This is a genomic window from Gluconacetobacter diazotrophicus PA1 5 (genome assembly GCF_000021325.1).
GTDB classification, from domain to species: Bacteria; Pseudomonadota; Alphaproteobacteria; order Acetobacterales; family Acetobacteraceae; genus Gluconacetobacter; species Gluconacetobacter diazotrophicus.
Genome location: NC_011365.1, coordinates 2,186,625 through 2,207,963 on the forward strand (window position 1 = coordinate 2,186,625; position 21,339 = coordinate 2,207,963).

The following is a 21,339-nucleotide window of genomic DNA, read 5'->3' on the forward strand; positions in this document are numbered from 1 at the left end:
ACGCATGCGCGGTCCGGGCGGGTCCGTTTGACCCAATACCCCCAGAGCGTCAAGTATTTTCACGGGATACCACAGTCCCGCTGGGGAGATTGCGAGGCAGCCGGCGGGGACGCGGCAAGCGCCGTCAATCCAGCCCCAGTACATCTTCCATGTCATACAGACCCGACGCCTGTCCGCGCAGCCACAGCGCCGCCCGCACCGCGCCGGTGGCATAGATGCGGCGGTCGAACGACCGGTGGGTCAGGGCGATCTGCTCGGTGGCCGAGGTGAAGGACACCGTATGCTCGCCCACGATCTGGCCGCCGCGCAGCACGGCGAAGCCGATCGCGTCGGCGCGGCGCGGGCCGGTATGGCCGGTGCGTCCGTCCTCGATATGGCTGGCCAGGTCGATGCCGCGCCCGTCGGCCACCGCCTGGCCGATCGCCAGCGCCGTGCCGGATGGCGCATCGACCTTCTGCCGGTGATGCATTTCCAGGATTTCGGCATCGTACGTGGCCGAGGGCAGGGCGGCCGCCATCTGCCGGGCCAGGCGCGTGACCAGCGTGACGCCGGGGGAATAGTTCGCCGCATGCACCACGGGAATGCGGCCGGCCGCCGTACGGACGGCCTCCAGGTCTGCGGCCGACAGGCCGGTGGTGCCCAGCACCCACGCCACCCCGGCCCGGGCCAGGATATCAGCGTGGGTCCGCACCGTCGCGGCATGGGTGAAATCGATCACCACGTCGCAGCGCGGGGCCAGTGCGTCCAGGGTGGCAAAGACATCGGATGCCGGCGCGGCGTCGCGCGCCGTGCCACCGGACAGGATGCCGCCGCCGGTCGTCACTTCCTCGCGCAGCAGGCGGCCGACCCGCCCGTTGATGCCGGCGATGCCGATCCGTACGCCCTGTGTCGTCATGTCATGGCCCCTGAAACGGGTGGCGGCGCGACCGGGGGATCGCGCCGCCTGGAATATCCACGGTGCGAGTGGGGGGATCACCATGGATAGTCGTTTTCTATCCCTAACCCCGGCCCCTTTCAACAGCGGCCGGGAGCCGAGCCCCTTAGAGTTTTCCCTCGAAGAAATCCCGGACCTTGCTGAAGAACCCGGTGCTCTCGGGGTTGGCGCGCTCGTGGTCGCCGGCCTCGGCTTCGAACTCTTCCAGCAGCTCGCGCTGGCGCTTGGTCAGGTGGCGCGGCGTCTCGACGGACACCTGGATATACATATCTCCCCGCGCCGAGGACCGCAGGACCGAGAACCCCTTGCCGCGCAGGCGGAAATTCTCGCCGGTCTGGGTACCGGCCGGGACCTTGACCTTGGTGCGGGACCCGTCGACGACCGGGACCTCGATCTCGGTGCCCAGCGCGGCCAGGCTCATGCGCAGGGGCACGCGGCAATAGATGTTCGCGCCGTCGCGCTGGAAGATCGGGTGGGGCTCGACCGCGACATGGATATACAGGTCGCCCGGTGCCGCGCCCTTGCCCCCGGCCTCGCCCTCGCCGGACAGGCGGATGCGCGTGCCGTCCTCGACCCCGGCCGGGATCGCGACTTCCAGCGTGCGCTCGCGCTCGACAGTGCCGGCGCCGTGGCAGGCGGCGCAGGGGTTGCGCACCACCTTGCCCGCGCCATGGCAGGTCGGGCAGGCGCGCTCGACCAGGAAGAAGCCCTGCTGCGCGCGGACCTTGCCCGCGCCGTGACAGGTCGGGCAGGTCTCAGCCCCCTGGTCACGGTCGGCCGATCCGGTGCCCTCGCAGGATTCGCAGGTCACGCGGGTGGGCACGGTGATCGGCTTCTTGACGCCGGTGAACGCCTCGGTGAAGGAAATCGACACCTGGATCTGGATGTCGCTGCCCGACCGGCGGCCGCCGCGCCGGCCGCCCATCATGTCGCCGAACATCTGTTCGAAGATGTCGCCCAGGCCGCCGCCGAAATCGAACCCGCCGGCGCCGGGGCCCCCGCCCTCGAATGCCGCATGGCCGAACCGGTCATAGGCCGCGCGCTTCTGTTCGTCCTTCAGGATGTCGTAGGCCTCGTTGATCTCCTTGAACCGCGCCTCGGCCGAGGCATCGCCGGGGTTGCGGTCGGGATGGTACTGCATGGCCAGCCTGCGATACGCCTTCTTCAGCTCGTCCCCGTTCGCATCGCGGGTGACTTCGAGTACGGCGTAGTAATCAAGCTTGGTGGCCATCGTGGTCCTCACTGGCGGGGCCGTGCCGGAGCGGTCGCTCCGGCATCGGGGCCGTCATGGGGCGACGCCCATGGCGGTGCGGCAGCCCAGTCATTTATGGAAAAGCGCCCGCCTTCGCAGAAGGGGGCGCCATCGGTCGGTAGAAGCGGCGCCGGCCGCGGGGCCGGCGCCTTGGCGATACCGTCGGCCGATCAGGCCGACTTCTTGTCGTCCACGTCCTCGAAATCGGCGTCCACGACCTTCTCGCCGTTCGGGCCGGTGGCGCCGGCACCCGGGGCACCGGCACCCGCCGCGCCCTCGGCCTGACCGGCCTTGTAGACGGCCTCGCCGATCTTCATCGCCGCCTGCGACAGGGTCTCGGACGCGCTCTTCAGCGCGGCCGCGTCACTGCCTTCCAGCGCCGTGCGGACAGCGGCGATCGCGGCCTCGGCTTCGGCCTTGTCGGACGCCGGAACCTTGTCGCCCGCCTCGGCCAGCGACTTCTCGACCTGGTGCGCCAGGCTTTCGGCCTGGTTGCGGGCCTCGACCAGTTCCTTCTTGGCCTTGTCGGCCGTGGCGTTCGCCTCGGCGTCCTTGACCATCTTCTCGATGTCGGACTCGGACAGGCCGCCCGACGCCTGGATCTTGATCTGCTGTTCCTTGTTGGTCGCCTTGTCCTTGGCCGACACCGACACGATGCCGTTGGCGTCGATGTCGAACGTCACCTCGATCTGCGGCACGCCGCGCGGGGCGGGGGCGATGCCGGTCAGGTCGAAATTGCCCAGCAGCTTGTTGTCCGCCGCCATCTCGCGCTCGCCCTGGAACACCTTGATGGTCACGGCGCCCTGGTTGTCCTCGGCGGTCGAGAAGGTCTGGCTCTTCTTGGTCGGGATCGTGGTGTTGCGGTCGATCAGGCGGGTGAACACGCCACCCAGCGTCTCGATGCCCAGCGACAGCGGCGTCACGTCCAGCAGCAGGACGTCCTTGACGTCACCCTTCAGCACCGCGCCCTGCACCGCGGCGCCGATCGCCACGACCTCGTCGGGGTTCACGTTGCGGGCCGGCTCCTTGCCGAAGAACTGCTTCACCGCCTCGATGACCTTGGGCATGCGGGTCATGCCGCCGACCAGGATCACCTCATCGATTTCCGCCGCCGAGACCGACGCGTCCTTCAGGGCGGCGCGGCAGGGCTCCATCGTGCGCTGGATCAGGTCGTCGACCAGGCTTTCCAGCTTCGCGCGGCTCAGCTTCAGCACCAGATGCTTCGGGCCCGAGGCGTCGGCGGTGATGAAGGGCAGGTTGATCTCGGTCTCCTTCGAGGAGGACAGCTCGATCTTCGCCTTTTCCGCCGCTTCCTTCAGGCGCTGCAGCGCCAGCTTGTCGGCGCGCAGGTCGATGCCCTGCTCGCGCTTGAACTCGTCGGCCAGATAGCTGATGACCCGCGCGTCGAAATCCTCGCCGCCCAGGAACGTGTCGCCGTTGGTGGACTTCACCTCGATCACGCCGTCCGAGATCTCCAGGATCGACACGTCGAACGTGCCGCCGCCCAGGTCATAGACCGCGATGGTGCCGCCGTTCTTCTTCTGCAGGCCATAGGCCAGGGCCGCGGCCGTCGGCTCGTTGATGATGCGCAGGACTTCCAGGCCGGCGATGCGGCCGGCATCCTTGGTCGCCTGGCGCTGCGCGTCGTTGAAGTAGGCCGGAACCGTGATGACGGCCTGCGACACCGGCTCGCCCAGATAGGCCTCGGCGGTTTCCTTCATCTTGCCCAGCACGAAGGCGGCGATCTGCGACGGCGCGTATTTCTTGCCCTGCGCCTCGACCCACGCGTCGCCGTTGTCACCCGCGAAGATCGAATAGGGGACCAGCGCCTTGTCCTTGGTCACCGTCGGGTCGTCATAGCGACGGCCGATCAGGCGCTTGACGGCATACAGCGTGTTGGCGGGGTTGGTGACGGCCTGGCGCTTGGCGGACTGGCCGACCAGCATTTCGCCGTTGTCGGCGAAGGCGACCATCGACGGGGTCGTGCGCGCGCCTTCGCTGTTCTCGATGACGCGGGTTTCGTCCCCTTCGCGGATGGCGACGCACGAGTTGGTCGTGCCGAGGTCGATACCGATAACCTTGCTCATATATCTTCTCCTGTCAGCGGTCCGGACCGGCCCGAAGCACCGGAAGGGACCCTAGAACTCTTGTCGTTCTGGCGGGTCGCGCGGACTGTTTCACCACATCCGCCCACATCGCCGAACCTGTTTCGCATGTATTCAGCCCCGGCGTTCGTTTCAAGGGGCCATCCTGCGGAACAGGGGCGGGCGGGCACGTTCCGGCGGTCGCCGGGTCAGCCGTCGGCCTTGTTGCCGTATGTCGGGTCGCTGTACGTCCCGGATTCCGTCGCCTGGGCGGCGGCCGGCTGGGTCCCTGCCGCCGCGCCCTTGGACACGACGACCATCGCGGGCTTCAGCAGGCGGCCATGCAGCGTCCAGGCGGGCGTCCAGGCCTGGATCACGGTGCCGTGGGGGTGTTCGTCGCTATGCTGCTCGGCCATCGCCTGGTGGTGGTTGGCGTCGAACGGCGTGCCGGCCGGGTCGGCGGCGGAAATGCCATGGCGTTCCAGGATGCCCATGAACGAACGCTCGGTGCTCTCGATCCCCTCGCGCATGCGGGCGATCAGCCTGTCCTCGCCTTCGGTCGCGTGCGGCAGGCTGGCCAGCGCGCGCTTCAGGTTCTCGGCGGCCTCGACCACGTCGCGGGCGAATTTCTGCGTCGCATATTGCCGCGCGTCCTCCAGTTCGCGCTTGGTGCGCGTGCGCAGGTTCTGCATCTCGGCTTCCGAGCGCAGCCATTTCTCGCGCATTTCCTCCAGCGCGGCTTCCAGCTCCTGGATGCGCGGGTGGCCGGCACCGGCCGGATCACTCGCCCCGGCGTGGGCCGTATCCTGGTCGTGGCCGGACGACGGGCCGGGAGGGGACATGCCGGCCTCTCCGCTCGGAGAGTCGGCGACGGGGGTGGGGTCTGTATCGTGGCTCATGCCCTTTGAAGTAGGTGAGCGCGCGCCGTTGGACAAGGCGTCACGGCCATCGCCGATATGACGTTTGTGCGGGTTTCCCCCGCCATGCGGGTGGAACGGGACGCGGTCCCGGCCGGAACATGGATGGATGGTCATGGGCTGCGGCCATGACAGCGTGATCCGGCTGGCGCTATGCTGGGGCGAAGGCCGCCCCCGGCCAGGCAAGGAGCGAGAAACGCCGCGATGGAGCCGACGAAACATACGATCGCCCTGGTGGATGACGACCGGAATATCCTGACGTCGGTCCAGATGACGCTGGAGGCCGAGGGCTTCAACGTCCGCACCTATACCGACGGCGAAAGCGCGCTGCACGGATTGATGACCCGCCCGGTCGACTTGGCGGTGCTGGACATCAAGATGCCGCGCATGGACGGGATGGAACTGCTGCAGCGCCTGCGCACCCGCTCGCACCTGCCGGTCATCTTCCTGTCCTCGAAGGACGAGGAGGTGGACCAGTTGATGGGCCTGCGCCTGGGCGCGGACGATTACATCACCAAGCCGTTCTCGCAGCGGCTGCTGCTGGAACGCATCCGCGCCCTGCTGCGCCGGAACGAGGCCACCCGGGGCGAGCCGGGCGGTCAGGCGGCCGCCGGCAGCCTGGTGCGCGGCGACCTGTCGCTGGACGAAACCCGCCACCAATGCCTGTGGCGCGGCAAGGACATCCAGCTGACGGTCACGGAATTCCTGCTGGTCAAGGCGCTGGCGGCGCGGCCGGGCCTGGTCAAGTCCCGCGACCAGCTGATCGATGCTGCCTATGGCGAGAATATCTATGTCGATGACCGCACCATCGACAGCCACATCAAGCGCGTGCGCAAGAAGTTCCGCCAGGTGGACGACGATTTCAACCAGATCGAGACGCTGTACGGGATCGGCTACCGCTACAAGGAGGAATAAGGTTGCGCATCGGCAACAGGGTCCTGCCCCTGCCCGATCCTGTTGCCTGGGTTCGCGGACTGCTGGCGCCGGCTGCCGAAATCCGCACCCACGACGCGGCGTCGGCCTATCACGAATACCGCACGCGCCTCGTCTCGCCGCTGATGCGGCGGATTTTGCTGGTCAACGCCCTGCCGCTGATGCTGCTGGCCCTGACGCTGCTGTATCTGAACCAGTTCCAGAACAGCCTGCTGGAGGCCGAGGTCACCGCCCTGCGCGAACAGGCGCGCATCTATGCCGGCGCGCTGGGGCAGAGCGCCGTGGTGTCCGGCCGGGGCAGCGACCCGATCCTGGACGCCCCGCTGGCGCGGCCGCTGCTGCTGCGCCTGACCGAGCCCAGCCCCGCCGCCCATGCCCGCCTGTTCGCACCCGACGGCCAGCTTGTGGCCGACAGCCGGGTGGAACAGGCCGCGGTCCTGCATCGCGGCACGCGCGGACAGATCGAAAGCCAGCCCCTGCCCTCGCCCGTCGCGGCCGATGACGGCGACGACCGCGCCGCCGGGGCCATGGCGAATGCCGGCTTCGCCGAACGGTTCTATGACCGCCTGCTGTCGCTGCTGCCGACGCTGTCGGGTGCGCGGATCGTGACGCTGGATACGCCGGATACCGATCCCAGCGTCCAGCCGGTCATGGGGGCCGACGGGCAGTCGACGCCGGAAATGCCCCCCTATATCCGCCGGACCGCCAACCGCCACCTGATCGTCACGGTGGCCGAACCGGTGATGCATGACGGGCAGACCATCGGCATCATCCAGTTGACGCGCCAGGCCCGCGATGTCGATCGCTCGCTGTTCGCGGTGCGCTCGTCGATCCTGTCGCTGGTGCTGATCGCGCTGGCCATCACCGTGCTGCTGTCGTGGTACCTGTCGCTGACCATCGCGCGGCCGCTGCTGCGGCTGGCGGCGTCGGCCCACGTCATCCGCGAATCCCACGGCCGGTCCGACACGGTGCCGCCGCGCCTGCTGGCACGGCGCGACGAAATCGGCGAGGTCGCGCGCGCCCTGCAGGACAGCGCCCGCGCCCTGTGGGCGCGCATGGATGCGATCGAGCGGTTCGCCGCCGATGTCAGCCACGAGATCAAGAACCCGCTGTCGTCCATCCGCTCGGCGATCGAAACCCTGGTGCGGATCGAGGATTTGAACCGCCAGCGGCGGCTGCTGTCCATCATCAATGACGACGTGCGCCGGCTGGACCGGCTGATCACCGACATTTCGGACGCCAGCCGTGTCGATGCCGAACTGTCGCGGACGCGCACCGAACCGGTGGGGGTGGTGCCGATCCTGTCGGTGCTGGCGGAAATCCATCAGGCCACGCGCGCACCCGGCCAGCCGATCCTGGCGATCAGCGTCACGGCCGCCGACCGGTCGCTGACGGTGCAGGCGGTCGAGGACCGTCTGGTCCAGGTGCTGCGCAACCTGATCGGCAACGCGATCTCGTTCTCGCCGCCCGACGGGCGCATCACGCTCAGCGCCGTGCCCGCCGCCGGGGGCATGGTGGACATCGCGGTGGCGGACGAGGGCCCGGGCATTCCCGCCGCCAAGCTGAACAGCATCTTCGACCGTTTCTATTCCGAACGGCCGACCACCGAGAATTTCGGCCAGCATTCCGGGCTGGGCCTGTCCATCAGCCGCCAGATCGTCGAGGCCCTGAAGGGTACCATCCGCGCCGAAAACAGGGTGGGAACGGACGGCCGCGTGGTGGGTGCGCGCTTTGTGGTGACGCTGCCGCGCGTCGTGGGGTAAAGACCCCGAATGTCCCCGCACACAGCCCCCAAATGAACAGAAGTCTGTCGGTTCTTTTTTTCAGGAAAGAACGAATCTCCTGCGCAACGCGTCAGATGATGGCTGGAGCCTCCGCCATAGTGCTGGCTTGCGCGCCCGCCTTGGCCGACCCCGCGAAGCCGGACACCAAGGCGACGGCCAAACCCGCGCCGCGCAAGGCCCTGCCCGCGCCGGAACTGATCGAGGCCAGCGGCATCCGCCGCGCCTTCACCCACGCCAGCGCCCAGCATCTGCCGGATTCCGACACGCGGGTATCCGCCGAGCGGCTGACCGAGCGGGGGGTGGTGGACCTGCGCGGCCTGGAATATGTGGCGCCGAACCTGACGGTGCAGAGCATCAACGGCACGGCCTCGACCAATTTCTACCTGCGCGGCCTGGGCTTCAACGACTTTACCCAGAACAACATGGGCCCGGTCGTGACCTATGTGGACGATGTGGCCTATCCCTATTCGACCATGGCGTCCGGGCTGATGTTCGACATGGCGGACGTGACCGTCACCCCCGGCCCGGTCGGCACCGAGCACGGCCAGTCGACCACCGGCGGCGAGGTGAAGCTGCGCACCAACGACCCGACCGACAGTTTCCATTTCGGCGCCAGCCAGGACATGGCCTCCTACGCCCGCAGCCGCAGCGAGGCCTATGTCTCCGGCCCGATCGCGCGGGGGTTCAGCTTCCGTGTCGCCGCGCAGGTGAACCAGGGCGGCGGCTGGCAGACCGATCCGCTGAATGGCGCCCATCTGGGCGACGCCGATAGCTGGGCCCTGCGCGCCAAGCTGAAATGGACGCCGGATTCCCGCACCACGGTTCTGCTGTCCGGCCACGTGGTGCGTGACGAGAGCGAGGTGGTGGGCGGCGTCCCGATCGCCCGCCTGATCGGCTCCACGCCGATCCCAGCCGTGGGCTGGACGCAGACGGAATGGTCGGCGAAGAACGCCTTCACGAACCTGATCGGGCGCAATGCCGGGCTGAAGCCCAGCGAGGACAACTGGTTCTGGGGCGCCGACCTGCATGTCGCGCATGATTTCGGCCCCGTGACCCTGACCTCGGTCAGCGCCTTCGAGACCGAGCGCGAGGGCGAGTATACCGACCAGGACGCCACCGCCGCCGCCCAGGCGGACGCCTACCGCACGATCGCCGCCAACAGTTTCACGCAGGAACTGCGCCTGTCGAACACGAACGCCCAGGACCGGCTGCAATGGGTGCTGGGTGCCTATTACCAGCGTTCGCGCATGAACCAGAGCTTCTATTTCGACTATACGGACTACCTGCCGGCGCGCGGCTACATGCAGGATTCCAGTTTCGGCCTGAACCAGGAAGCGACCTCGGAATTCGGCCATGTCAGCTACCGCCTGCCGGGGAACGTGACGCTGTTCACCGGGCTTCTGCACGAAATCGACGACCGCGCGATCACCGGGCTGACGTCGCGGATCTATGGCGGCCGCACGCTGGATTTCCACGGCGAGAGCACGGCGGCGGCGCAGTTCGCGGGCCAGGTCGGCGTATCGTGGCAGGCGACGAAGAGCGTCCTGCTCTATTACAAGATGAGCAAGGGCTTCAAACCCGGCGGCTTCACGGCCAACAACACCCAGGTCCAGGCGCAGCTCGCGCCGTTCAAGCCCGAGAGCGTGCTGACCTATGAACTGGGGCTGAAAAGCGACCCGATTCCCAACGTGCTGCGGATCAATGCCGCCGCCTTCTACAACGATTTCCATAACCAGCAGATCCTCGGTACGATCCTGATCCCCGATTACGGGCCGTTGAGCCAACTGACCAATGTGCCGAAATCCGAAAGCTGGGGGTTCGAGGGGACGATCGACCTGCACCCGCTCCGCCATGTGTTCGTCACGCAGAATTTCGGCTGGCAGCGCGGCACGTTCCAGGACTTCCCGACCGTCAATCGCGCCAAGACGAACGCCTATTACGCGCAGCATGGCGTGTGGAAGGCGATCAACGACAATTTCTCGGGCGTGGATAACGGCCAGCCGAAACTGACGCTCAACGGCCAGCTCGACTGGCGCCAGGCCGTCAACCCGCGCTACGCCGTGGAATTCGGGCCCAACTGGGTCTATCGCGGCGCCCAGGCCATGACACCGGGCGGAACGGGGTTCTACCGCCTGCCGCCCTATTTCCTGCTGGGCGCGCATGTGACGCTCCGCCCGGCCTCGGACCGCTGGCAGGTCACGCTCTATGCGTCGAACATCCTGAACCGGCAGTATTACACCTCGGGCGGTCAGGCGACGACGACCTATCTCTATATTCCCGGCGCGCCGCGCTTCATTGGGGGGCGGGTGTCCTGTAACCTTTGACGGGAATGGTTTCTGTTCCTTTTCGGAAGACAGAAGACGATATCAGACCGGGGTATTGCCGAAGCGGCGATAGACCAGCTGCGGCGGGGTGTCCGGCAGGCTGTCCAGGATTTCGGTGATCCGCGCATGGGCCGGTGATCTGGCGCAGACCGGATCGGTCGCCGCCGCGTCGCCCAGCAGGGCCAGCGCCTGGCAGCGGCAGCCGCCCCAGTCCTGCTCGCGCAGGTCGCAGCCGCGACAGGGTTCGGGCATCCAGTCCGTGCCGCGGAACAGGCGGAACAGCGGCGCGTCGGCCCAGATCTCGCCCAGGCCGGCAGCGCGGATGTCGGGCATGGGCACGCCCTTGATCGTCTCGGCGGCATGGCAGGGCAGGACCCGCCCGGCGGGCGAGACATTGACGAAGCGTCGCCCCCACCCGCCCATGCACGGCTTGGGCTGGTCGGCATAGTAATCCGGGGTGACATAATCAATGGCCAGCGCCGGGCCCAGCCGCGCCCGCGCATCCTCGACCGCGCGGGTGGCCTCGTCCAACTGCGCGCGGGTGGGCATCAGGGCGCCCCGGTTTACCAGCCCCCAGCCGTAATATTGCGTATGCGCGATTTCCACCCGCCGGGCGCCCAGCGTCACCGCCAGGTCCAGCATGCGGGGAATGCGCGCGGCATTGCCGCGATGGATGACGAAATTCAGCGTCAGCGGCATGCCGTCCGCCACGACGATGCGCGCGGCGGCCAGCTTCTTCGCCTGCGCGCCTTTCATGCCGCCGATCGTCTCGGCCGGCGCGGCATCGACGTCCTGGAACGAAAGCTGGACATGGTCCAGTCCCGCGTCGGCCAGCGCACGGAACGTCGCTTCGGTCAGCAGAACGCCGGATGTGATCAGGTTGGTATACAGCCCGCGCCCGGCGGCATGACGCACCAGGTCCGGCAGGTCGGCGCGCGCCATCGGCTCGCCGCCCGAAAAATGCACCTGCAGCACGCCCAGTTCCGCCGCCTGGTCCAGGACGCGACGCCACTCGGCGGTCGAAAGCTCGCCCTCGCGCCCATCCAGTGCCAGCGGGTTCGAGCAGTACGGGCATTGCAGCGGACAGCGATGCGTCAGCTCGGCCAGCAGGCTCATCGGCGGGGGAACGGCAGGGCGGGCGGCGGCAGGCATGGCCGTCATGTGGTCAGCACCTGCCGGTCGGTCAACTCGGCGATCAGCGCCAGCACGTCGCGGGCGATGACGGGACGGGGCGCATCGAACCGGGCGGCCAGATCGTCGATGATGGCGGACACCGGCCGCTGCCCGTCCACCAGGCGCAGGATTTCGGTCGCCACCGGATCGGCGATGAAGGCGCGCTCCGGTGCCTGGATCACCCACTGGTCGCGCACCCGGTCATGCTGCAGGCGCGTGCCGCGCATGAAGCGCATCACCGCCTGCTCGGCATTCCGATCCCGGGGGGGCGCGTCGGTCACGCCGGCAGGGGCCGGAAGGCGCCGGGCGGGATGCGCCCGGGCGAGACATAGGCGTAATCCAGCGCATCCAGCATGGACCACAGTACGTCGCATTTGAAGGTCAGCGCGTCCAGCACGGCCTGCTGCTCCTGCACCGTGCGGGCATGGTCGCGGACATAGGCCAGGGCGAAATCGGAATCGCGGGGCGCCTGGGTCAGCCGGGGCTGGAAATAGGCCAGGGTCTCCGGCGTCACGAAATCATAGTGGCGCAGCATGCCCGCCACGCGCTCGCTGATGATGGTGGGCGAGAACAGTTCGGTCAGCGAGGAGGCGATCGCTTCCAGTATCGAGCGGTCGCGCACGAAGTCGACATAGGCGTCGACCGCGAAGCGGGTGGCGGGCAGCAGCCCCTTCAGCGATTCGACTTCGGCACGTTCCAGCCCCAGCCCGTCGGTCAGCTTCAGCCAGCGGGCCACGCCGCCGGTGCCCGGCGCGTCGCCGTCATGGTCCACCAGCCGCCGCCGCCATTCCCGGCGCAGTTCCGCCGTCGGCAGCCGCGCCAGCAGGGTGGCGTCCTTGGCCGGGATGCGGCTCTGGTAATAATAGCGGTTCAGCGCCCAGGCCTGCACCTGCGCGCGGTTCAGCCTGCCGTCATGCAGGGCGCGGTGGAAAGGATGCAGGTTGTGATAGCGCGCGGCACCGATGGCCCGCAACGCCGCCTCCAGTTCGTCCGGGGACAGGGGCGGGGACAGGGGCGAGCCAGTCATGTCGTGATCCTCATGCCGTCGAATGAAACCTCCCACCCCGCCTGGTGCGCGACCTGGCGCTCCGGGCTGTCGGCCAGCAGGAGGGGATTGGAATTGTTGATATGGATCAGCACCTTGCGCCGGACGTCGAGGTCCGCGAACGCATCGATGGTCCCGCCGTCACCGCTGACCGACATATGGCCCATGCGCTGTCCGGTCTTCTGTCCCACGCCGGCGCGCAGCATCTCGTCATCGGTCCACAGCGTGCCGTCGAAGAAGACCAGGTCCGCGCCGCGCAGGCGCGCCCGCAGGGGGCCGGTCATGCGCGCGCAGCCGGGAATGAAATAGGCGTGGCGCACGCCGTCGGTCATCGCCAGCCCGATCGTCTCGCCGTTCTCGACGATGGCGGCGGGATCGGGCCCGCTCTCGGCATAGAGCGGCACCTTGCCCGGAACCGCGAAGGGGGTGATCGTCAGCCCGGCGGGCGTGCCGTCGGGCAGCGCCAGGGCGAAGGGCTGGTCCAGCGCCAGGGGCACGCGCGGGACGATGCTGCGGTCCAGCGCCTCGAAAATCGGATTGGCGTCCAGCAGGTCCAGCACCGGCGGCGTCGCCAGCAGGGTGAAGGGCTGGCGTTCGCGCAGGGTCAGCAGCCCGGTGACGGTATCGACCTCGCCTCCGGTCAGGATCACGCCGGCAATGGGGGTCGAGCGCAGGCCGTGCCTTGGATGCAGCGCCGGGGTCTGGCCGATCTGCGCCCGCAGGTCGGGCGAGGCGTTGACGACGAACCAGTGCGCGCCGTCCCCGCTGACGGCGATCGAAGCCTGGGTGCGGGACGGCGCCGCCGGATCGTCCGCCCGGGCGCGCCGGCATGCCGGGGCGTTGGAATTCCATTGTGGGAAACCGCCGCCCGCCGCGGCGCCGAGAACGATGAGGTCGATCATGGCGGAGAAGTCCAGAGCATATCGCGACGCGGTCGAAGACCCCTCATGGGGTGGACCAAGGGGGAAGGCCCCGCCAGGGAAAAAGCGCCGCCCGCGCGAGGCAGGCGGCGCGATGCGGCTTATTTCTTCTGGCCGCAGACGTAGCTGTTGATTTCCGCGCCCAGCGGAACCTCGGTGATCTTGGGTGCAGTCCAGGCCATCATATCCTCCGTCTTCTGGCTGATGAAGGCGGGAAACCCCGCATTCATCGGAGATCTGAAACCCGTTCGCGGCCGGTTTCAAGCCAAATCGCCGTCATGGGCGAGAGGGCGGGGATTTCCCTCGTCGGTTGCGCGCAACGCGTGGCACCGATGCCGCCGCGACTTGTGCCTTGCGCCCGGGGTGGCGGCGGACTACGCCCAAACCGACGGCGCCGGGACCATCCGGCGACCCGACTGCCGTGGGCGAGACTGGGCCATGCCGCCTGTACCCGATCTGGACGATGCCGACATGTTCGAGGCACATCAGCAGCAGCGCGCGGCCGAGGTCGTGCGTCGCAGCCGCTTCGATCCCCAGACCATCTGCCTGCTGATCCTCACGGTCCTGGCGGTCTTCTACACGCTGTATTTCGCGGCGGCGATCATCCTGCCGATCGTGCTGGCGCTGGTGGTCAACCTGCTGCTGTCGGCGCCGATGCGGGTGCTGCATACGCGGCTGCACCTGCCCAAGACGCTGTCGGCGCTGGTGCTGATCCTGGGCGTGTTCGGGGTGGTGGGCGCGATCGGCACCGCGATCTCGGTACCCGCCGCCGGCTGGATCGCGCGCGCGCCGCAGACCATGGCCGCCCTCCAGACGCACCTGGCCGTCCTGCACCGCCCGATCCAGATGATCCAGGCGGCCAATGACCGGATCGAGAATTTCCTGTCCGTCGTCAGCGGACGGCAAGGGGGCGGTGGCGGCGGTCAGGTGGTGCTGCTGGCGCCCTCGTCGTCGCCGGGCGGCGGGCTGGGCACGTTCGGCTCCAGCGTGCTGCTGGGCACGCGTGCCTTCGTGGGCCAGCTCTTCACCATGATGCTGATGCTGTTCTTCCTGCTGGCGCAGGGCGACAGCCTGCTGCGCCGGTTCGTCGAGATCATGCCGACCTTCGCCGACAAGCGCCGCGCGGTGCAGATCGCCTATCAGATCGAACGCAATGTCTCGCTCTATCTGACCACCATCACGATCATCAACGTGCTGGTCGGCCTGGCGAACATGCTGCAATGCTGGGTGTTCGGCATGCCGAACCCGCTGCTGTGGGGGGTCCTGGCCTTCCTGCTGAACTATATTCCCATCATCGGGCCGCTGACCGGCATCGTGATCTATTTCGTCGTCAGCCTGTTCGTCTTTCCGTCGGCCCTGCAGGCGCTGCTGCCGCCCACGGTGTATCTGTGCATCCACCTGATGGAAGGCGAGACGATCACGCCGATGGTGCTGGCCCGGCGCTTCACCCTCAATCCGGTGCTGGTCATGGGCTCGCTGATGTTCTGGGACTGGCTGTGGGGCGTGTGGGGGGCGTTCCTGTCGGTGCCGATGCTGGCGGTGTTCAAGATCATCTGCGACCATGTCGATGTCCTGACCCCGATCGGCCACGTTGTCGGCGGCCCGACCCGCGCACGCACCGTACAGTCCGCGATCATTCCCCGGCGGGAACAGGAAACCGAATAGCGGAAAGCCGCAGGCGCCCGGACCAGCCGTTCAGAGGCAGCCTCTCAGCTATTGCCGCTGGCCAGGGATTCCAGCCGCTCCATCGCGGTGATGCGCACGGTGTGGCCCTTGCCGATGGTGATCAGGCGTTCGGTGCGCATCCAGCTCAATGTCCGGCTGACGGTCTCGATCGTCAGGCCCAGGTAATCGGCGATGTCCGAACGGGTCATGGGCAGGGGGACGTCCCCGGACGGATTCAGCATGTCGCGCACGCGGTCCAGCAGGAAGCTGGCCACCCGTTCGCGCGCGGTCTTGCGGCCCAGCAGCAGCATCTGGTTCTGCGCCGCCACCAGCTCGTTCGACGCTTCCTCCAGCAGCCTGCGTTCCAGCCGGGGGAAATCGTCCATCAGGTGCCGCATCCGCGCGCGTGAAAACCGGCACAGCCGCACCGTGTCCACCGCCTCAGCCCCGAAGGCGTACTGGTCCGTCACCGCCAGCCCCAGGAAATGCCCGGCACCCGCGAAGCCGGTGATCTGCCGCCGTCCGTCGGGCAGCGCCTTGAACAGCTTCACGTTGCCCGAGGTGATGCTGAAGAAATCGGTCGCGGGGGCGCCTTCCTCGACGAAGGCGCGGCCCGGCAGTACCAGGGTCTCGACCGCCGTTTCCGCCAGCCGGACGATGTCGTCGTCGCTGATGGCACTGCAGACGCTGCGGGGACGGACGCCGCAGGTCAGGCAGTAACCCGGCTGGCGGTGCGCACCGGCCAGGATCAGGCGGCGTGGCCGGGATTCGCGCTCACAGGTAGTCTGGTCAGACATACGTCCGGGTTCCTCCCGGTTCAGGCCCGCCGGGGATGGCGGACTGGTCGTTTCGGTAGACCGGGTCACGGTCCGTCGCAGAAGACTGCAACACAGGATGCGGCCAGAATTGATCTGAATCAATGCTTATTAAGCCGGGGCGGCGCGCGCCGGTACTGGACGCCGTAGGGAAGGGTCGCCGGCTCACCGGACCGGCCGCGCGCTGGCGGAGCCGGATTGTTGCGATATCGCCACAATGTATGAATCGCTTCTCGCGCTATCGGCGATTCTCCTGCTGATGGACTGCGTCATTGGGGGGCGTACCGCCTGTGGCCGAAGAGCAACAGTGACGCGGATTGATACCCTGCGGTCGCGGTTCTGATATGCGCCTGGGCTGGTACTGGCGGCGGATCGGCACCTCGGCCCGCCCCCGGGGGACGCCTGGCGGACGGGGGCGGCCTTCGCATCCGATGCCCGGATATTTGGCGTTTCGCGGGCAATTCAGAGGCATCGGCGCGCCGTTGCCGTCCCGCGTGGCCGCCCGCGCGCGAAGGGCCTCCGTGGCAAAAAAATCGGGGCCGTCTCCGGGGGATCGGACCGCCGGGCCGCGGTTGATTCATGTCAAGGCGACGATAGGGTTCCCATGATCTTTGCGGATAACACGATGTTGTTCGTCGCGAAAAAACGAAAGGTTCGCACACGATGAAACTGACCCGTACCCTTGCCTTCTCGATGGTTGCCGGCATGGCGGCGCTGGCGCCCGGTGCGGGACGCGCCCAGACCGCGACGCCGTCGGCCTATGTCAGCGCGCCCGTGGTGGCCCCCGTCATGGCGCCCCCGCCGTCGCATGGCGGCCATTGCGGCATCTTCGAAACCTGCGCCAGCACCAAGATCGGTCTGGGCAAGGGCGACTTCCTGATCCGCCTGTCCGCGCTGGGCGTCCTGCCTGAAGACCGCGACAGCAAGGTGTGGGCCGGCGGTGCGGTGCTGCCCGGGGCGCGGGCCAAGACCACGCGCCAGGTCATGCCGGAACTGACGTTCGAATACTTCTTCACCGACCACATCTCGGCCGACCTGATCGCCGCCAGCACCCGGCATGAAGTCGCGGTCGAAGGCAGCGCCCTGGGCCACATCGATGCCGGCAGCGCCTGGGTTCTGCCGCCCACCATCACGATCGCCTACCATTTCCGTCCGCACAAGCGGTTCAACCCGTATGTGGGCGTCGGCGCCACGCTGGCGTTTTTCCACAACGAGTCGCCGGCCGGTGGCCTGGTGAAGAAGCTGAATGTCGGCACGACCGGTGGCCCGTCATTCAATGTCGGCTTCGATTACCAGCTCGTGGGCAACTGGTTCTTCAACTTCGACGTGAAGCAGATGTTCATGCGCATGCATGCCTGGGCGAACGATGGTGGCGGCGTCGATGGCGTTCCGCGCATCAAGGTGCATGACTCGCTGGACCCGACGGTGGTAGGCGCCGGTATCGAATACCGGTTCTGATCCCGTGGGGATGCCCTCTTCCGACCTGCTGATCCGGTACGGGGGCAACCTGCCGCGTTACACCAGCTACCCGACCGCGGCACAGTTCGATGCCTCGGTCGGGGCGGATGACAGCGAGGCGTGGCTGCGCGCCATGGCGCCGGGCACCCCGCTTTCGCTGTATCTTCATGTTCCCTTCTGCGATGCGCTGTGCCTGTTCTGCGGGTGCAACACGTCGGTGATGCGCGACCCGGCCGGCCGTACGGCCTATGGCGCGCTGCTGATGGACGAACTGCGCAGGGTGGCCGGGCGCCTCGGCCCCGACCATCCGGTCCGCCACGTGCAGTGGGGCGGCGGCACGCCGACGACCCTGCCGCCCGAGACCATGCGGGCCGCGATGCAGACGATCCGCCGGCTCTTCACCATCGAGCGCGACGCGGAAATCGCGATCGAACTCGACCCCCGCCATATGCCCGACGCCTATCCCGACCTGCTGCGCACGCTGGGATTCAACCGCGTCAGCCTGGGCGTCCAGGACCTGGACCCCGCCGTGCAGACGGCCTGCGGCCGAATCCAGAGCCGTGCCCAGACCGAGGACTGCGTCCGCCGCGTGCGCGCGGCCGGGATCGCCTCGGTCAATGTCGATCTGATCTATGGCCTGCCGTACCAGACGGTGGACGGCGCGGGCGAAACCGCGGCGACCGTCGCCGCCGCGCTGCGGCCCGACCGGCTGGCGGTGTTCGGCTACGCCCATGTGCCCTGGAAGCAGAAGCGCCAGGCGCTGCTGCCCGAAAGCGTGCTGCCCGGCCCCGCCGAACGGCTGGCGCAACGTGCGCGGATCGATGCGGTCCTGCGTGCCGCCGGGTATCGCGCGATCGGGCTGGACCATTATGCCCGGCCCGGCGACGCGCTGACCCTCGCCGCCGAAGGCGGCACCATGCGCCGCAATTTCCAGGGTTATACCGTCGATCCGGCCCCGGTCCTGATCGGGATCGGCGCCTCGGCGATTTCCTCCTATCCCCAGGGCATGACCCAGAACGCCCTGACCGCCGCCGCCTACGCGCGGCTGATGGGCCAGGGCACCGACACCCTGCCGGTGGTGCGGGGGGTGCGCCGCACCGATGACGACCGGCTGCGCGGGGCGGTGATCGAACGGCTGATGTGCGACCTGCGGGTCGATCCGGCGGCGATCGGCGCCCATCATGGCGTGCCCGCGACCTGGTTCGCCGATGCCATGCCCGGCCTGCACCAGGCGGCGGCGGACGGGATCGTGACGCTGGACGGCGCGATGATCCGCATGACCGACGCGGGACGGCCCTTCCTGCGCAACATCGCCGCCCTGTTCGACGCGCATCGCGCCCCCCCGGGTGCCGCCCGCCATGCCGGCGCCCTGTAGGACGCGGCTTCAGGGCTTCCGCCGCGGGTGGGCCGAAATTCTTGAAAATCCATGCCGGATGGCGCACTACCTGCGGTTCCCGCTCATCAGTCCCCTTGTCGGACAGAGCATTTTTCGCGGACGGACCCCATGACAGTGCATGACGTGGCCTTGCGTGATGCGGCCTTGCATAACGGGACCTCGGCGCGGGCCGGAATTGCCGCGTCGCTTCGCACGGCGCAGCATGGGACGCGGCCCTTCGCCCACTGGATTCTGGCCGATGTCCTGCCGCCACCCGTCCAGGCGGCCCTGCTGGCCTGGGACCCCGGGGCCGAGACGCATGGCGGCGATACCGGCGGCCGGCGCGAGGCCCGCAACGGCCGGCGCGTCTTCGTGACCCCGGCCAACCGGCGGCAGCAGCCCGGCCTGGACATGCTGGCCGACATGTTCGACGCCCCGTCGACCCGCGCCGCGATCACGGCGTGCTGCGGTGCGCACCTGGCCGGAACGGCGCTGCGGCTGGAACTGTGCCTGGACACCGACGGGTTCTGGCTGGAGTCGCATACCGATATCGGGGCGAAGAAGCTGACCCTGCTGGTCTCGCTGTCCACCGATGCGGGGGCGGCCGACTGGGGGACCGACCTGATGACGGCGGACGGGCGTGCGGTGGGGCGCGCCAGCGGCGCGTTCAATTCCGGCCTGCTGTTCGTGCCGGGCACCGACACGTGGCATGGCTTCGTCCGGCGGCCGATCCACGGCCTGCGCCGGTCGCTGATCGTGAATTTCGTCGGCCCCGAATGGCGCGCCACCGAAGAGCTGGCCTGCGGGCCGGCCGCCTGACCGGCGTCGGGTCCCTGCGTCTGGCTGGTGGGCCCGGCTCCCGCTTTGCGTTCGGGGCCTGTCGGTTCTAGTGTCCCCGATCGAAATTCTTCATGAGGAAAGCATCCAAGACTTTCCACCCATGCCGTGACCCCCTCATGGCGCAGCAGGACGAGACGAAAGAGGCATGACCGAACACGCCCGCGAGACGATGGAATTCGATATTGTTATTGTCGGCGGCGGTCCGTCCGGTCTGGCCGCGGCGATCCGGCTGCGCCAGCTGGTCCCCGACGCCACGGTCTGCCTGATCGAGAAGGGCAGTGAAATCGGCGCCCATATCCTGTCGGGCGCGGTGATCGAACCCCGCGCGCTGGACGAGCTGCTGCCCGACTGGCGCGAGACCGGCGCCCCGCTGCACACCCCCGTGTCCGAGGAAGCGATGCTCTTCCTGACGGAAAAGCGCGGCTATGCGGTGCCGATGCTGGACCGGCTGATGCCGCACATGCGCAATCACGGCAACTACATCGTCAGCCTGGGCGACGTCTGCCGCTGGCTGGCCGCGCGGGCCGAGGAACTGGGCGTCGAGATCTATCCCGGTTTCGCCGGCGCCGAGCTGCTGGTCGAGGACGGGCGCGTGGTGGGCGTCGCGACCGGCGACATGGGCGTGGGCCGCGACGGCCAGCCCGGCGCGAACTTCGCCCCCGGCATGGAACTGCGCGCCCGCTACACCCTGTTCGCCGAAGGCTGCCGCGGGTCGCTGACCAAACGGCTGATGGCGACCTACGACCTGCGCAAGGGCGTGGACCCCCAGACCTACGGCCTGGGCATCAAGGAATTGTGGGAAATCCCCAAGGAACGGCACCGCCCCGGCCTGGTGCAGCATTCCTTCGGCTGGCCGCTGGACGACCGCACCTATGGCGGCGCCTGGATGTATCATTTCGGCGAGAACCTGGTGTCCTACGGCTTCGTCGTCGGGCTGGACTACGCCAATACCTGGCTGTCGCCGTTCGACGAGATGCAGCGGCTGAAGCTGCATCCGTCCTTCCGGCCGTATTTCGAGGGGGGACGGCGCATCGCCTATGGCGCCCGCGCCCTGTCCGAAGGCGGCATCCAGTCCCTGCCGCGCCTGACCTTCCCCGGTGGCGCGCTGATCGGCGACACGGCGGGCTTCCTGAACGTGCCGAAGATCAAGGGCACCCATACGGCCATGAAATCCGGCATGCTGGCGGCCGAGGCGGTGGCCGAGGCCATGCAGGCCGGCACGGCCGAACCCACGTCCTACATGCGCCGGGTGCGCGCGTCGTGGCTGTGGGAGGAACTGCGCGGCGTGCGCAATATCCGCCCCGCCTTCGCGCGGTTCGGGATGAAGGGCGGGGCGCTCTATTCCGGGATCGACGCCATGCTGCTGCGCGGTCGTGCGCCCTGGACCCTGCATCACCGCCATGCGGATAACGAGGACCTGCTGGCCGCCGGCAAGTCCGCGCCCATCGCCTATCCCAAGCCGGACGGCAAGGTCACGTTCGACCGGCTGTCGTCGGTCTTCCTGTCCGCCACGAATCACGAGGAAGACCAGCCGGTCCACCTGAAGCTGCGCAATCCCGCGATCTGGAAGACCGTGAACTGGGACGTGTTCCGCGCGCCCGAAAGCCGCTACTGCCCGGCCGGGGTGTATGAAGTCGTGGATGCGGACACCGATCCGCGCCTGCAGATCAACGCGCAGAACTGCGTCCACTGCAAGACGTGCGATATCAAGGACCCCACCCAGAACATCGACTGGGTCACGCCCGAAGGCGCGGGCGGCCCGAATTACCCCGGCGGGATGTGATTTCCCCGCGAAATACGGTATGGGGGGCGTCCTGAAC

Annotated in this window: 18 protein-coding genes; 8 read left to right on the forward strand and 10 right to left on the reverse strand. The window is 68.2% G+C overall.

Annotation, left to right across the window (positions count from 1 at the left end):
* Positions 1 to 124: 124 nt before the first annotated feature.
* From dapB to GDIA_RS09955, 4 genes are all read right to left on the reverse strand, one after another.
* Positions 125 to 895: a 4-hydroxy-tetrahydrodipicolinate reductase gene (gene dapB / locus GDIA_RS09940; RefSeq protein WP_012224429.1), complete on the reverse strand. Its 771-nt coding sequence runs from the start codon at positions 893 to 895 to the stop codon at positions 125 to 127.
* A 145-nt stretch (positions 896 to 1,040) separates the two neighbouring features.
* Positions 1,041 to 2,165 (reverse strand): molecular chaperone DnaJ, encoded by a 1,125-nt coding sequence (gene dnaJ / locus GDIA_RS09945; RefSeq protein ID WP_012224431.1) that lies wholly within the window; start codon positions 2,163 to 2,165, stop codon positions 1,041 to 1,043.
* 191 nt (positions 2,166 to 2,356) lie between these two features.
* On the reverse strand, positions 2,357 to 4,273 hold the full coding sequence (gene dnaK, locus GDIA_RS09950) for a molecular chaperone DnaK (protein WP_012554063.1): 1,917 nt from the start codon (positions 4,271 to 4,273) through the stop codon (positions 2,357 to 2,359).
* 206 nt (positions 4,274 to 4,479) lie between these two features.
* Entirely contained in the window at positions 4,480 to 5,112 is a 633-nt protein-coding gene (locus GDIA_RS09955) for a nucleotide exchange factor GrpE (protein WP_012554064.1), read from the reverse strand.
* Positions 5,113 to 5,391: 279 nt separating this feature from the next.
* Between GDIA_RS09955 and GDIA_RS09960 the strand changes: the two genes are divergently transcribed.
* From GDIA_RS09960 to GDIA_RS09970, 3 genes are all read left to right on the forward strand, one after another.
* Positions 5,392 to 6,102 carry a response regulator transcription factor gene (locus GDIA_RS09960; protein WP_012554065.1) on the forward strand — a complete coding sequence of 237 codons (711 nt, stop codon included), beginning with the start codon at positions 5,392 to 5,394 and terminating at the stop codon, positions 6,100 to 6,102.
* A gap of 143 nt (positions 6,103 to 6,245) precedes the next feature.
* Positions 6,246 to 7,883 (forward strand): stimulus-sensing domain-containing protein, encoded by a 1,638-nt coding sequence (locus GDIA_RS09965; protein ID WP_231854301.1) that lies wholly within the window; start codon positions 6,246 to 6,248, stop codon positions 7,881 to 7,883.
* Between the two features lie 95 nt (positions 7,884 to 7,978).
* Positions 7,979 to 10,228 carry a TonB-dependent receptor gene (locus GDIA_RS09970; protein WP_043458866.1) on the forward strand — a complete coding sequence of 750 codons (2,250 nt, stop codon included), beginning with the start codon at positions 7,979 to 7,981 and terminating at the stop codon, positions 10,226 to 10,228.
* Between the two features lie 42 nt (positions 10,229 to 10,270).
* On the opposite strand, the gene pqqE is transcribed toward GDIA_RS09970, so the two are convergent.
* The 5 genes from pqqE to pqqA form a co-directional block, all read right to left on the reverse strand.
* A complete protein-coding gene (gene pqqE / locus GDIA_RS09975; protein WP_012224442.1) occupies positions 10,271 to 11,344 on the reverse strand; it encodes a pyrroloquinoline quinone biosynthesis protein PqqE in 1,074 nt (357 codons plus the stop codon).
* Between the two features lie 41 nt (positions 11,345 to 11,385).
* Positions 11,386 to 11,682 (reverse strand): pyrroloquinoline quinone biosynthesis peptide chaperone PqqD, encoded by a 297-nt coding sequence (gene pqqD / locus GDIA_RS09980; RefSeq protein WP_012224444.1) that lies wholly within the window; start codon positions 11,680 to 11,682, stop codon positions 11,386 to 11,388.
* On the reverse strand, positions 11,679 to 12,428 hold the full coding sequence (pqqC, locus tag GDIA_RS09985; RefSeq protein ID WP_012224446.1) for a pyrroloquinoline-quinone synthase PqqC: 750 nt from the start codon (positions 12,426 to 12,428) through the stop codon (positions 11,679 to 11,681). The genes pqqD and pqqC overlap by 4 nt, the downstream gene beginning before the upstream one ends.
* On the reverse strand, positions 12,425 to 13,348 hold the full coding sequence (pqqB, locus tag GDIA_RS09990; RefSeq protein WP_012224449.1) for a pyrroloquinoline quinone biosynthesis protein PqqB: 924 nt from the start codon (positions 13,346 to 13,348) through the stop codon (positions 12,425 to 12,427). Before pqqB ends, pqqC begins: the two co-directional genes overlap by 4 nt.
* A gap of 119 nt (positions 13,349 to 13,467) precedes the next feature.
* Positions 13,468 to 13,548 (reverse strand): pyrroloquinoline quinone precursor peptide PqqA, encoded by an 81-nt coding sequence (gene pqqA / locus GDIA_RS09995; RefSeq protein ID WP_012224451.1) that lies wholly within the window; start codon positions 13,546 to 13,548, stop codon positions 13,468 to 13,470.
* Positions 13,549 to 13,804: 256 nt separating this feature from the next.
* On the opposite strand from pqqA, the gene GDIA_RS10000 reads away from it, so the two are divergent.
* A complete protein-coding gene (locus GDIA_RS10000; RefSeq protein ID WP_012554069.1) occupies positions 13,805 to 15,031 on the forward strand; it encodes an AI-2E family transporter in 1,227 nt (408 codons plus the stop codon).
* A gap of 44 nt (positions 15,032 to 15,075) precedes the next feature.
* On the opposite strand, the gene GDIA_RS10005 is transcribed toward GDIA_RS10000, so the two are convergent.
* Entirely contained in the window at positions 15,076 to 15,828 is a 753-nt protein-coding gene (locus GDIA_RS10005; protein WP_012224455.1) for a Crp/Fnr family transcriptional regulator, read from the reverse strand.
* Positions 15,829 to 16,509: 681 nt separating this feature from the next.
* On the opposite strand from GDIA_RS10005, the gene GDIA_RS10010 reads away from it, so the two are divergent.
* From GDIA_RS10010 to GDIA_RS10025, 4 genes are all read left to right on the forward strand, one after another.
* The gene (locus GDIA_RS10010) at positions 16,510 to 17,304 is read left to right on the forward strand and encodes an OmpW/AlkL family protein (RefSeq protein ID WP_012224459.1); all 795 of its coding nucleotides are present in this window, start codon (positions 16,510 to 16,512) and stop codon (positions 17,302 to 17,304) included.
* 4 nt (positions 17,305 to 17,308) lie between these two features.
* Complete coding sequence (hemN, locus tag GDIA_RS10015) at positions 17,309 to 18,679, forward strand: oxygen-independent coproporphyrinogen III oxidase (RefSeq protein WP_390614166.1); 1,371 nt, start codon at positions 17,309 to 17,311, stop codon at positions 18,677 to 18,679.
* 129 nt (positions 18,680 to 18,808) lie between these two features.
* Entirely contained in the window at positions 18,809 to 19,498 is a 690-nt protein-coding gene (locus GDIA_RS10020; protein ID WP_012224463.1) for a 2OG-Fe(II) oxygenase family protein, read from the forward strand.
* Between the two features lie 166 nt (positions 19,499 to 19,664).
* Complete coding sequence (locus GDIA_RS10025) at positions 19,665 to 21,302, forward strand: electron transfer flavoprotein-ubiquinone oxidoreductase (protein WP_012224466.1); 1,638 nt, start codon at positions 19,665 to 19,667, stop codon at positions 21,300 to 21,302.
* The last annotated feature ends 37 nt before the right edge of the window (positions 21,303 to 21,339 follow it).